General features: G+C 40.0%; 8 protein-coding genes. 4 read left to right on the top strand and 4 right to left on the bottom strand.

The window, feature by feature from the left end; all coding sequences use genetic code 11:
- Nucleotides 1-1,458: an IPT/TIG domain-containing protein gene (locus FAZ19_RS02870; RefSeq protein WP_136819082.1), complete on the bottom strand. Its 1,458-nt coding sequence runs from the start codon at nucleotides 1,456-1,458 to the stop codon at nucleotides 1-3.
- 493 nt (nucleotides 1,459-1,951) lie between these two features.
- Nucleotides 1,952-3,019, bottom strand: coding sequence for a glycoside hydrolase family 43 protein (locus FAZ19_RS02875; RefSeq protein ID WP_136819083.1), 1,068 nt, complete (start codon nucleotides 3,017-3,019; stop codon nucleotides 1,952-1,954).
- A 353-nt stretch (nucleotides 3,020-3,372) separates the two neighbouring features.
- Between FAZ19_RS02875 and FAZ19_RS02880 the strand changes: the two genes are divergently transcribed.
- A complete protein-coding gene (locus tag FAZ19_RS02880) occupies nucleotides 3,373-5,853 on the top strand; it encodes a glutaminase domain-containing protein (RefSeq protein ID WP_136819084.1) in 2,481 nt (826 codons plus the stop codon).
- 24 nt (nucleotides 5,854-5,877) lie between these two features.
- Here FAZ19_RS02880 and FAZ19_RS02885 read toward each other — a convergent pair whose 3' ends face one another.
- Nucleotides 5,878-6,645, bottom strand: a complete 768-nt coding sequence (locus FAZ19_RS02885; protein ID WP_136819085.1) for a response regulator — start codon at nucleotides 6,643-6,645, stop codon at nucleotides 5,878-5,880.
- A 359-nt stretch (nucleotides 6,646-7,004) separates the two neighbouring features.
- On the opposite strand from FAZ19_RS02885, the gene FAZ19_RS02890 reads away from it, so the two are divergent.
- Together FAZ19_RS02890 and FAZ19_RS02895 are read left to right on the top strand one after the other, a co-directional pair.
- On the top strand, nucleotides 7,005-8,522 hold the full coding sequence (locus tag FAZ19_RS02890) for a sulfatase (RefSeq protein WP_136819086.1): 1,518 nt from the start codon (nucleotides 7,005-7,007) through the stop codon (nucleotides 8,520-8,522).
- A gap of 25 nt (nucleotides 8,523-8,547) precedes the next feature.
- Entirely contained in the window at nucleotides 8,548-10,398 is a 1,851-nt protein-coding gene (locus FAZ19_RS02895) for a glycoside hydrolase family 2 protein (protein ID WP_136819087.1), read from the top strand.
- A 58-nt stretch (nucleotides 10,399-10,456) separates the two neighbouring features.
- On the opposite strand, the gene hemW is transcribed toward FAZ19_RS02895, so the two are convergent.
- On the bottom strand, nucleotides 10,457-11,593 hold the full coding sequence (gene hemW / locus FAZ19_RS02900; RefSeq protein ID WP_136819088.1) for a radical SAM family heme chaperone HemW: 1,137 nt from the start codon (nucleotides 11,591-11,593) through the stop codon (nucleotides 10,457-10,459).
- A gap of 494 nt (nucleotides 11,594-12,087) precedes the next feature.
- On the opposite strand from hemW, the gene FAZ19_RS02905 reads away from it, so the two are divergent.
- Nucleotides 12,088-12,858: a hypothetical protein gene (locus FAZ19_RS02905; RefSeq protein WP_136819089.1), complete on the top strand. Its 771-nt coding sequence runs from the start codon at nucleotides 12,088-12,090 to the stop codon at nucleotides 12,856-12,858.
- Nucleotides 12,859-13,030 lie beyond the last annotated feature (172 nt).

Consider the following 13,030-nt stretch of genomic DNA (forward strand, 5'->3'; position numbering starts at 1 on the left):
TTAGTTACTTTCATCCATTTCTTCGAGCGCTATTTTACGGATGCGGCGATTTGCCTGATCTCCGATATAAAAAGCACCTTCTTCCTCATTGTAGGCGATTCCCGAAGGTCTATCGAACCGGGCTTCCTGTCTTAAATCACCGTCCACGTACCCCCAGGGATCAGGGTTGATGCTCGAACTGCCACGCCCGGCAAAGGTGGTTACACTACCCTCGGGTGTCAGTATACGGATGGCATGGTTGTGCTGGTCGGTGAAGTAGAAATCATACTCATCAGGTTTGCCTGCTGCGACGTATTCCGGATTTTTAACAAATACACCTTGATACGGATTACGCAGACGGACGGCGGAACCCACACCGTCTGCATAGCCCGCACTCCGCAGCTGCCCGCATACCAGATACGGTTGGTTGAATTGCTTCTTTTCCCAATTATAATCGATGCGAAGGATATAATGTTGATTAATAACGTTGATATAGGCATAGTTTCCAGTTGGATGGATCATGATTTTATATTCCCATTGCGGATCATGTACCACAAATAGTTGTTTATAGTCTTTATTCCCGAGTCCTTCACTGAAATATTTATTTAGGTCAAAGCGAAAAAACTGTCCCTTGTCGTAACTGTTGAAATACATTTCCCCGTTGACCGGATGAACGGATGCACCGTTACACTGTCTGTAGGTGGTAAGAATTTCCCTGTCTTGCCACTCCTTACTTCGTGATAGTCGATAGGTTGCTCGGTCATTTTCACCACCACGATCCTCGGCAATGATCATATATTGGCCATCAACGGTGAAGTCTATACTTCTTGGGCGGTCGAAATCCGAACGCTTTTTCGTAACGGTGCTATCCTCGAAATTCACCAGATATAGCCCATTGTTAAAGTCAAATGTCATCCATAGGTGTTTTGGATTGAGCGGGTCGAATTTAAAAAAGGAGGGTTCCCAGAATCCGCTGGCCATCTTATTCTGATCTGCATCCTTAAATTTTCCATCTCGCCAGGGTTCATCTCCCCGGTCGTTACGGTATCCGATAACCGTGGATACCACTAACTTGCGCTGATAGTCAAAAGGTACTTCCGATTTACCTATTACCTGTCTTTCATTATTCCCCACGCGTACTTCAATGTCTCCTCTATATGCTTGTCGTGGGACCAGGCAATAGAGTGATTCGCCCAGTACATTGATTACCTTGGCCTCTTTCCCCCCTATAAATACGGATATGTTTTTGAGATCGTTTCCAAAGTTCTGTCCGAAGATAACAAGGCGTTGCCCCATACCCCCAGACCGGGGGTTAAAATCAGATACCAGAACAGGCTTGGACGGATCAAAAGGCTGTGCCTCGACGACACTCGGTTGGTCATCTTTACAGCCTGTCACACTCAAGCTCAATGCGATAACGGCTGATAATATCCAGTAAAGGAGCCGGACGTTGCTTTTTTTTATATATTTAGTGCTCATAAAACACGATTTATTGGTTAAAATTTCATTTTTTTTTCAGCATGTAGATACACTAACATGACTGGGTTTCTTGTTCTCCAATCGTCAGATTGATTTTGAACATCGTACGGATTTGATTAGCAATAAGTTTAATAGGAAGAGGACATTGCTAATAAATGAATGTCTGCCCCCATTCGGATCATGGTGGAGTAATGGGGAGCTCTCTCTTTTTTGTCTTCGAACAAGCTAAAATGCAGAGGTATAAGCGAAGAAAGAACCATAGTTCAAGCTTCGTATTCCTAGTCTTAATTAATGATGACATCATAAATTTTGATTTAACAATGATAAAATTGGTAGTTTATAATTTCCTTTACCCCTTGAAAGGAATTGTAAATTTCTTGTTATAGATAGTCTTCCAAAAGCAATATCTAGTCAAAAAATAGTACTATCTGGTATTACTGTAGGTGTAGCTATGTTTTTTGATTTATAAATTTAATTTTTGCGTTATAACTGGTTACTTTTCCGTTTTAAAATGGCGGGCCATACCAAATACAGGGAAACCGTCTTCGGTCCACTTCATTTCTTGCACACGGGGGCTCCGCGAATTTACCCCACCCGTTTCGTCGTTTGGTTTGGTGCGTGCGTGATAAATAAAACGATGCCTATTCTTTTGGCCCTCTGGTAGAATCATCAGGTTGCCTGTACCAAACACATTATCTTTAGGATTGGAATGAAATACCGGCTCCGTTACTTTTTTCCAGGATGAGGGGTCAAGTAGATCGGATTTTACATCGGCATAAAGAAGTCCTACGTTATAAAATGGTGTCCAATTGCCACTGGCAGAATAGGAGATGAAAATTTTATCTTTATTTGGTGAATAGAATGATTGCGGAGCCTCATTAACATAGATGGGATAAGAGGTTCTTGTGCCATCCGGATTAATCCATTGCCTTTCCCATTCATATTCAGGTGTCGAAATTAACACACGTTCAGAAGATAATGTCCAAGGGTTTTTCATTTTAGCGATATAGATGTGTTGAGTTTCCTCTTCTATCCTTCTTTCTTTCCATCCGGACCAAACCATATACCAATCCTTATTTCGTTGAAACACGTTGGCATGTATGGCCCAATTGTTTGCACTATCTGTTTGGATCCGGTTTTTAAACGTAAAGTCGCCTATCAGCGGATCTGTATGACTATTTTCTATCACATAGATTTGATGGTTATCCATGTTGCCGTCGTCAGCGGCGTAATAGATATACCATTTTCCGTTTATACGATGTAATTCCGGACCCCATAAATGAAAAGCATTTGATTTATCTTGTGGTATCCATACCTCTTTTTGCGTCGCGTTTCGCAGGTCTTCAAGTTGTGCTGTTTTCCAAATAACGACTTTATTCTCACTTCCTTGGGTATAGTAATAATATCCCTCGTGAAAGAATACGTAAGGATCTGATCCGAAATCTAATATTTGAATGGATCTTTTAGAAGCTTCTGTAGCATTTTCTTCCGCTTGATGGCAAGAAAAAAAAATCATGAGAATAATCCCTACAAAAATAATTTTACTATAAAAGGTTTTCATTGGCTAAAACGATATAGGTCAAAATTCAAAAAGATTTATTCGTCATAATAGCAAAATCTGTTCATAAAATAGCAAAATCTGTTCATGAAAATCAATCTAATATTTATTTTTTTGGTAGCTCACTTTCTTATAAAGGTGGGGGAGGGTACGATGGATAGCTTGTTTTTTTAGTAACAACAACTTGAATAATTTTTGTTATTATTTGAATAGGATTTGCTCTTTATCCTAATTAATAAGCACTTTCTTTGTTACTGTGAACCTGGTGGCGGAGGTACTATATTTGATTAGCGCCAATGATAAACCAACATGCATAAACAACAGTATTATTTAATAATAACCAACAGCTTTTATAAATGATAAAGAAAATCAAAACTATCTTCGTGCTACTAGGAGTATTTCTATCGAGTTGTAATGCTCAAAAAGAAGAAGCGCATCTGGTGAGCGGCTTGAGAGCTCCCGCTTATCCACTTGTTACTATTGATCCCAATACCAGTGCCTGGTCCTATACTGACAACCTATATGACGAATCTGTTAAACATTGGACAGGGAGAAACTTTCCATTGCTAGGTGTTATTAAAGTGGACGGACAGTTATATCGGTTCATGGGAAAAGAGGAAGTAGAACTGTTGTCTTTAGCGCCAATGGGCGATAACCTAGCGTGGAATGCACGTTATATCACGGCAGCTCCAAATGCCAATTGGAATACATTGGAGTTTGATGATACGGGATGGCGTGATGGGACAGCACCTTTTGGAACCAAGGTAAACGAACCCAGAACCGTTACAAATTGGGAAGATGAGAAGATATGGGTTCGCAGAGAAATTGTATTGGAGGAGGATCTCATAGGTAAGAATGTATATCTAGAGTTTACACATGATGATGATGCCACCTTGTATGTAAATGGAATGGAAGTGGTAAATACCGGAAATAAGACGGGTAAGAATACCAAAATCAAATTATCAGATGAGGTCGTTAAAACATTAAAGAAAGGTAAAAATTTACTCGCAGGATATTGTCATAATAGGGTGGCGAACGGCTTTTTCGATTTTGGATTGTTCAAGGAAAAAGAAGGGCAAACTTTTTTTGCAAATACGGCAAAACAGATATCTGCCGACGTACAGGCTACACAGACGCACTATACGTTTACCTGCGGCCCGGTCGAGTTAAAAGTAACGTTTACTGCGCCCATGTTCTTGGACAACTTGGAGTTAATGTCTCGACCTGTCAATTATCTTACTTACGAAGTTAAAGCGAGTGATAAGCAAGAGCACCAGGTAGAGATCTATTTTGAGGCTTCTCCTAATTGGGCTTTAGATTCTCCATTGCAGGAATCGACGACAGAAGCTTTTGAAGATAATAACTTGGTATTTTTGAAGACAGGGAGCAAAAGTCAGGATATATTGGGCAAGAAAGGGGATGATTTGCGGATTGATTGGGGTTATTTTTATATGGTAGCTGATAAGCAGAATACGACCTATCAGATTGGTGAAAGTAGTGCGATCCGTGCATCGTTCATTAAGAATTCCGAAGCTGCAGTAGAAAAAGGAACGGGTAAAAATCAATTGTCACTAACAAAAAAGATAACACTTAAAAATGAGTATACTGATAAGATTATGTTGGGATACGATGATGTTTTTTCTATTCAGTATTTTGGAGAAAATCTCAGACCTTATTGGAACGCGGAGGGTAAATCTTCTATTTTGGATGCTTTTCATAAGTCATATGACCAATATAACGATCTCATTGCGAAAAGTACCGTATTCGACCATAAGCTAATGTCCGACTTCAGCGAAGAAGGTGGTCAAGCTTATGCAGAATTGTGTGCTTTGGCGTATCGACAAGCTATCGCGGCACACAAGTTAGTTAAAGCCCCCAACGGCGATCTGTTATTGCTGTCAAAGGAAAATGATAGTAACGGTTCTATCGGCACAGTTGATGTCACTTATCCCTCGGCACCATTATTTTTGTACTATAACCCCGAGCTCGCAAAGGCGCTTATGAACTTTATCTTCTATTATAGTGAAAGTGGTAAATGGACAAAACCGTTTGCGGCGCATGATGTCGGTACTTATCCACTTGCCAATGGACAAACATATGGAGGTGATATGCCGGTTGAAGAGTCTGGAAATATGTTGATCTTAACACATGCAATAGCTAAGATGGAAGGTGATGCTGCGTATGCAAAAAAACACTGGTCGGTATTAACAACTTGGGCCGACTACTTGGTGGAAAATGGCTTAGATCCCGAAAATCAATTGTGTACTGATGATTTTGCAGGCCATTTTGCACACAATGCCAATCTATCCATCAAAGCTATATTAGGGATTGCGTCCTATGGCAAGTTGGCAGGAATGTTGGGCGAAACCAAGGTAGCTGATAAATATGTCGCCATAGCCAGGGAAATGGCGAAGGAGTGGAAGAGAATGGCAAAAGATGGCGATCACTATAAGCTAACTTTTGATAAGTCGAACACGTGGAGTCAGAAATACAATCTGGTGTGGGACAAGATATTTGATATGGATATTTTTGATGTAGATATTGCGCAAGATGAGATCGCTTATTATCTTACCAAACAGAATGTATATGGATTGCCATTGGATAGCCGTGAAACGTATACAAAATCAGATTGGATATTTTGGACCGCGACCCTGGCTCCCGACGTCGAAACGTTCAAGAAGTTTATATCGCCCGTGCATCGGTTTATGCACGAAACAACAGATAGGGTTCCGATGTCTGATTGGATCTATACGGACAAAGCAAATAGAAGGGGGTTTAAAGCGAGATCCGTTGTAGGGGGGTATTTCATTAAGATGTTAGAAAGCAAGGTGAAGTAAAAAGGGGTAAAATCCCTTTTTACTTCACTCGGCATATTCTTTGGGTGAAACGCCAAATTGTTTTTGGAAGTTGCGGGTAAAGTGAGAGGATGAATTAAAACCGACCATAGTTGATATTTCATAAATCTTTAATTCCCCTTCGAGTAATAGTTCTGCAGCTTTTTTTAATCTGGTAATATTGATTAATTCGTTTGGTGAAAGATCCGAGAGTGCTTTTATTTTTCTATATAATGTCGGTCGACTCATGTTCATGTTATCGGCCAACATATCAACACATAGCGAGTGCTCCGAGATATTGTCCAATATTAAACGATTTAGTTTTTCCAGAAATGTCCGGTCAGACTTGTTTAATGCAATACTATTGAGGGGGACGATAGGAGATTGGCTGTAGTGTTGGCGCATATGACGTCTGTTGCGTAATAAGCTGTCAATCTGTGCCTGTAAATAGGAAGGAGAAAAGGGTTTTTCCACATATGCATCGGCGCCGTATTTCAATCCCTCAATTTTAGATTGTAGATTGTTTTTGGCTGTCAGCATGATAAATGGAATGTGACTATAGCTTATATTCTCTTTTAGACGGGTGCATAATTCGTATCCATCGATGTAGGGCATCATAATATCACTAACAATGAGGTCAACATGATGATCGGCTATAAGATTCAGCACTTCTTGGCCATTGTTAGCTTTGACCACGTCATAATGTTCTCCCAGATCCTCTGCAAGAAAGTCTAAAATATCTTGATGATCATCTGCAACAAGTATAGTGGAACGTGTGATGTCGTTATTATACATAGGAAGTATAGATTGGTGTTTCAGTACGAATATATCTAATTTTTTTTATAATTCTTTATAGGGGTTCTATTCACGAAATTAGAGAAAAGGGTTGGAACATGAAATATGGCGGATTTAAAGTTGGTGATGAGACGATTTAGTGATTTATTGAGACAAATTGTCAATAACGTGTTGGGGATATGTGATAGATTTAGGGATTCGTTGGCAGCTAATAAACCAAGGCGCAAGTTGGCGTATATTAAATCTTTCTAGGAGCTAAATCGATCACGGTTAAAAAGTTAGACGGAAATGAGGGATTTTGATTTCTGTATAGAAATGCAGAAAGAATAGACTATTTTTAGTCTAAAAATATTTGAAATATGATAAAACAAGCTGAAACCTATGATGTATTGTGGTTGAAGACGAAGATTATAGTCTCATTATTTTTTATGTGTGTTATTTGTAACGGACAGCAAAAAGCTCCTGTTAACGTTCTACTAATTTTAGTAGATGATCTCCGTCCCACTTTAGGCTGTTATGGAGATACATTAGTAGTTAGTCCGAATATTGACCGATTCGCCCAGCATGCTGCAGTGTTTGAGCGTGCCTATACCAATCAGGCGGTGTGTGTTGCCTCTCGATACAATTTATTATTGGGCGCTCGGTCTACCTCAACGGGATTATATGATTTTGGAAGGGCATTTAGAGATTTCTATCCGAAAGCAACCACATTACCACAATTTTTTAAAAATAATGGATACCACACTGAGGCAATTGGTAAAGTTTTCCATGTGGGTCATAATACCTATAACGATGAGCAGTCCTGGTCCGTGCCGCATTTTTATGATCTTGTGGTTGAATATGCCGATACGTTAAAGAGAGGTTTGACAAGGGAGGAAGCGTTGTTTGCGAATGTTCCTTGGAACGAGGCGAATAAAAAGGAAAAAGGGGCTGCTTGGGAGCATCTTGATGTAGACGATGAAACGTATGCTGATGGACGAGTTGCAAAACGGGCGGTAGAACGCCTAGAAGAACTAAATCGTCGTAATCAGCCTTTTTTTCTTGCTGTAGGATTTGCTAGACCTCATTTGCCTTTTTCGGTTCCGAAAAAATATTGGGATCTGTATAACCCGCTAGATATTCCTTTGCCTGAAATGCAGTCACACCCTGAGAACTCGCTTGCATTTGCAAATAAGCGTGATGGCGAAATTGCTCAATACCGAGGCATTCCATATGCTGCTGAAGAAGACCCCTTCCCAGATACGCTGACCCGTAAGTTAATTCATGGGTATTATGCTGGGGTAAGCTATGTGGATGCACAGATCGGAAAGGTTTTAGATGAGTTGAAGAGAACAGGGCTAGATAAAAATACAATCATTGTGTTATGGGGAGATCATGGGTATCTTTTAGGGGAAATGGGTATGTGGACTAAACACGTTAACCATGAACTGGCAAATCGTATTCCATTGATTATACATCATCCGGATTTACAACGGTCGACAAAAACAGATGCAATGATAGAAACTGTAGACTTGTATCCAACCTTAGCAACACTATGTGGATTCGAATTGCCGGAGATGCAACAGCCTATAGATGGAAAGAGTTATCAATCCTTTTTATTCGGTAATGGTTCTGCTCCTCGGGATCATGTATATCATTGTTTTCCTAGGGGAGGTAAACTGGGACGTGCGATAAGAAATGAAAAATACCGTCTAATAGAATGGAAATCTCTTGATAAAGAAGAGGAACCGCAATACGAACTGTACGAGTACGGTGGGGACCTAATTGAAAAAGAAAATATCTGGCGTGCGGATCATCCTGAATTTATAAAACTAAAAAATGTGTTGGCGGACTACCCGAAACCAAAACAAATGAGACCTGAAAGCAAGCCGATATAAAATGAAATTAAACAACAATAAAAATATGATTAGAAAAACTATTGCTATTGCCCTTGTGCTAGCCGCGAACTTATCAGAAGGTTTTTCTCAGCAGTGGAAACCTGCAGGGGATAAAATACTGACTACTTGGGGAGAGAACCTAGATCCTGTTAACCCTCATCCTGAATACCCGCGCCCTCAGCTAATTCGTAGTAACAATTGGCAGAACTTGAATGGGTTATGGCAGTATGCCATTACACCGAGAGAGCAAGAAGGCATTCCGAATGTATGGGAAGGGAATATATTGGTCCCATTCGCTATTGAATCTGCATTATCTGGTGTCGGAAAGGAAGTGGGAAAAGATAAAGCACTTTGGTACCATAATGAAATTGATTTAGACCGCAATGTCAACAAAAATAATGTGATTCTTCATTTTGGAGCGGTCGATTGGCAGTGTGACCTCTATATAAATGGTCAACGTGTGGGCCGACATGAAGGAGGGTTTGATCCATTTTCATTTGATGTGACGTCATTTCTAAAAAAGGGCAAAAAGCAGGATATTGCACTGCGTGTGTGGGATCCTACCAGCGAAGGCCCTCAGCCCCGCGGTAAGCAAATTAACAACCCGCATGGTATATGGTACACTCCAGTAACGGGTATTTGGCAGACCGTATGGATAGAGTCAGTGCCTAAAACGTATATTGTAAGTACCAAACAGACACCTGCTGTGGATGACAAAGCACTGCATTTCGAGGCGCAAGTAGAAGGTGCTCTGCAGGGTGATCAGATTGTGGTAGAAGCGTACGACGGAACTACTAAAATCGCAGAAGGGAGCACTCCTACGGGTTCTGTTCTTAAACTTGCGGTACCGCAAGCTACATTGTGGTCACCAGATAATCCAAAGCTTTATGATTTACAGATCAAAGTCCTCCGCAAAGGTAAAGTAATCGACAGGGCGACAAGTTATTTTGCCATGCGAAAAATCACGATGAAACCAGATGAGAAGGGAATTCAGCGTATGTATTTAAACGATAAGTTTGTGTTCCATTATGGACCTTTAGATCAGGGCTGGTGGCCAGATGGCTTGCATACGGCGCCTTCTGATGAGGCATTGAAATTTGATATCATCAAAACAAAGGAGATGGGCTTTAATATGATAAGGAAGCACATCAAAGTGGAACCTGCAAACTGGTATCGTTACTGCGATAGCATCGGTATATTGGTGTGGCAAGATATGCCAAGCGGTGATCTTGGCGGAAATACATGGGACATGCAACCTGGGAAGATATCTGGAGGTCTCCACGATAAGGCGCGTTCTGCAGAATCTGAGGCAATATACCGTAAAGAATGGAAAGCAATTATGGATGTACTGCATAATTATCCAAGTATAGTGGTATGGGTGCCATTCAACGAAGCTTGGGGGCAGTTCAAAACCAAGGAAATTACCGAATGGACGATGCAATACGACCCGTCACGAATTGTAAATAGTGCCAGTGGTGGCAATTTTGCGTACACTGGTCATATGCTTGATATACATAATTATCCTGATGCAGCGATGCCTGATCCGCAGATCTTTGGTAAAGATTATATATTGACTTTAGGAGAGTTTGGTGGATTAGGTCTGCCTATTGATGGACATAGCTGGCAGCAAAAAGATAACTGGGGATACCAATCTTTTAAAAATAAGGAAGAGCTGAAAAAGAGATATGAAGAGCTTATAAATAACCTAGCAAAGCTTATTCCACTTGGACTATCTGGCGGTGTGTATACACAAACAACGGATGTAGAGGTAGAGACAAACGGGTTGATGACGTATGACCGTAAAGTAATTAAAATTTCGGAATCAGATCTGAAAAATATACACCAAAAGTTGTATGATGCAAAGATAGGTAAGTAAAGGTAAGAGGCTGTCTCCTATGTTTGTCTTGGCCAAACATAGGAGACAGCCCTACTAATTAAAGTTGCGTTTCATCGATCAGAAATAATGCCGAAGCAATATGATCAGCAACCAATTTCCCCGCCGAGGTAAGGCGTAAGGTATGATCCGTTAATTCAACTTCTCCCTTTTCGACAAATTGCCGTACTTCTTTTGTCAAATAGTTTTCGATATCGGCTCCAAAATCATTCTTCACTTTGTCTAAGTCTATTCCCCACATGGTACGAAGAGAGGTCATGATGTATTCATTGACACGATCTTCTAATGAGAGTTGCTCTGTTTCCAAATGAAATGAGTTTTCCAATATCCCTGTACAATATTTCGCATTGTTGGCTATGTTCCAAGCGCGCGAGGTACCATTAAATGAATGAGCGGAAGGCCCGATTCCTAAATAGTGCTTGCCTTTCCAATAATTAGTGTTGTGTTTAGCATATTTACCAGGCTTTGCAAAGTTGGATATTTCGTAGTGTTCAAATCCCTTGCTAATTAAAGTCTCTATCAAAATCAACATTTGTTCTGCACTTTGGTCTTCATTTAGAGGAGCCGCTGTTCCTTGTTTGATAAAGTGATCCAAAGCAGTTCGATTTTCTACAGTCATTGCATAAGAAGAAATGTGTGGAATTTCAAAATCGATCAATCGTTGCATGTTAGACTTCCATTTTTCGTCAGTGAGTAACGGATAGCCATAAATTAGATCACAGGTTATATTTTCAAAGCCCGCATCTTGCACGCGCATAATTGAAGACTGGGCTTCTAATGCGTTATGAGCCCGATTCATCCATTTCAGGTCTTCTTCATAAAAAGATTGGATACCAATGCTAAACCTATTGATCGGTGTATTTCTTAACTTTTGGATCTTGACCTTGTCCAGATCATCTGGGTTTGCTTCCAAGGTAATTTCGGCACCAGTGGCAATTTCGAAATAGCGTCCGACCTGATCGATCAGTCGGCTAACCTCATCGGCCTCCAAGATCGAAGGTGTACCGCCACCAAAGTAGATGGATTGTACCGTTTTATCTTCCAAATAAGATGCACGTATTTGGAGCTCCTTATGCATAGCTTGCAGCATGTCCTCTTTGTACTTTAAGGAAGTACTAAAGTGAAAGTCGCAGTAATGGCATGCCTGCTTACAAAATGGAATATGGAAATAGATCATACATGCAAATATAGTTTTTTTCGCCTTCGTCTTGACAGGTCATTGTACCTGCTTCTGGTTAGATTCGAGCCTCGTTCGCAATTTCTTCGACAATTTTTCGATAACTCTTCGACTGCTGTTCCATTTTGACTCGACAGATACCGGTAATAATTCCGAACATGTGTCGAAGGACGGACGAAGCTAAGTCGAAGTTGTCACGAAGTTGTGTACTGCTTATCTCGAAGCTAATACGGATTTCGGCGGACTTTAACGGAGTTGTACGGACTTTAACGGACTTTTATTTACTTTTAACAGGAATAGATAGGTCTTAAAAACTAGTAAGTAGGGTTGTTTATAAGCAGCCTTTAAAGACTGAGATATAGACGGAATTTACTAAGAAAAGTTTAAAGTATATGGAAATTTTGGTGTTCAATTCACTTTTTAGTCAGACATTAGTCTTATATTCGTATTATAGCCTGGTCTGTGATTACCAATTATAATTATCAACTCGTTAAATGGAAGAATTTTTTAAGCGCTATATAGCCAAGAAATTACATAAGAAAGGTGAGGAATATAAGCTAAGTGAAAACAGCAAGCGTTCATCTAATAGATTTGGAGAGAGTAATACATTAACCTCAAAAATATATCAAGCTTTTAAGTTGGTAGCGGGTAAACTTGTGAAAAGAGAAATGTATAACAGATTACTTAAGCATCTTGTCGAAATTAAGCATCTGGAGGCGCAATTGTTGAAAAGTGAAACTCAATATACTGTGTTTACAGAATTGCGGAATTTTAGATTGAGTTCCACCCGATCCTGGCGTTCTTTATTACCTTGGGTACCCGAAATTAAATTGAATTTACCGCAAGCACATGTTGATATAACTCTTCCAGATAATAAAAGTTGGGATCTAAAGAGTTTTCCAGAGCGATTAAGTCGGATAGGCATAACGTTCTACGTAATTGGTGTTTCTTTAGATGACTTGATCGCCGAACAGTTTTTTACAGAAACTGCATTTATGGTGCCCCATAAACCAATTAATTTTCAGAGGGTTAAGATAATGGTTAAGATACCCGACGAGTGTGTGCTATTTGTAATCGGGTTTGTGCAATATTATTTGTGGGATACCAGTGGCTCAACTGATTTTTCTTCCAACAATAAAGCGCATATGGCGGCAGATATTATGCAGGTATTCCATGTAAAAAATGGAGAGCTGTTGTGTGAGAAAGTAAGCGAGCGTGTTGTTTCGAAGCAGTCAGTTCAGAAAAATGGGGCGAAATGGGAATGACAAATGTATTGGTTAGGCAATAAATTGTATCCCAAAACGCTGTTTTATATTAACTATTTTAATGTGATTGCTAAATCCCTTTAGCATGATAATCATTTCTTAATATTAGGGATATTTTGAGGTAACTCTTCAAGCATATTTTTGCGTCAAATTAAAGGTAAGACACAATAAT

Origin of the sequence: Sphingobacterium alkalisoli (assembly GCF_005049105.1) — a bacterium.
GTDB classification, from domain to species: Bacteria; Bacteroidota; Bacteroidia; order Sphingobacteriales; family Sphingobacteriaceae; genus Sphingobacterium; species Sphingobacterium alkalisoli.

Excerpts from the sequence above, each read along its gene's own strand:
- FAZ19_RS02870 (WP_136819082.1), bottom strand. The coding sequence starts at position 1,458 with ATGAGCACTAAATATATAAAAAAAAGCAACGTCCGGCTCCTTTACTGG.
- FAZ19_RS02875 (WP_136819083.1), bottom strand. The coding sequence starts at position 3,019 with ATGAAAACCTTTTATAGTAAAATTATTTTTGTAGGGATTATTCTCATG.
- FAZ19_RS02880 (WP_136819084.1), top strand. The coding sequence starts at position 3,373 with ATGATAAAGAAAATCAAAACTATCTTCGTGCTACTAGGAGTATTTCTA.
- FAZ19_RS02885 (WP_136819085.1), bottom strand. The coding sequence starts at position 6,645 with ATGTATAATAACGACATCACACGTTCCACTATACTTGTTGCAGATGAT.
- FAZ19_RS02890 (WP_136819086.1), top strand. The coding sequence starts at position 7,005 with ATGATAAAACAAGCTGAAACCTATGATGTATTGTGGTTGAAGACGAAG.
- FAZ19_RS02895 (WP_136819087.1), top strand. The coding sequence starts at position 8,548 with ATGATTAGAAAAACTATTGCTATTGCCCTTGTGCTAGCCGCGAACTTA.
- hemW (WP_136819088.1), bottom strand. The coding sequence starts at position 11,593 with ATGATCTATTTCCATATTCCATTTTGTAAGCAGGCATGCCATTACTGC.
- FAZ19_RS02905 (WP_136819089.1), top strand. The coding sequence starts at position 12,088 with ATGGAAGAATTTTTTAAGCGCTATATAGCCAAGAAATTACATAAGAAA.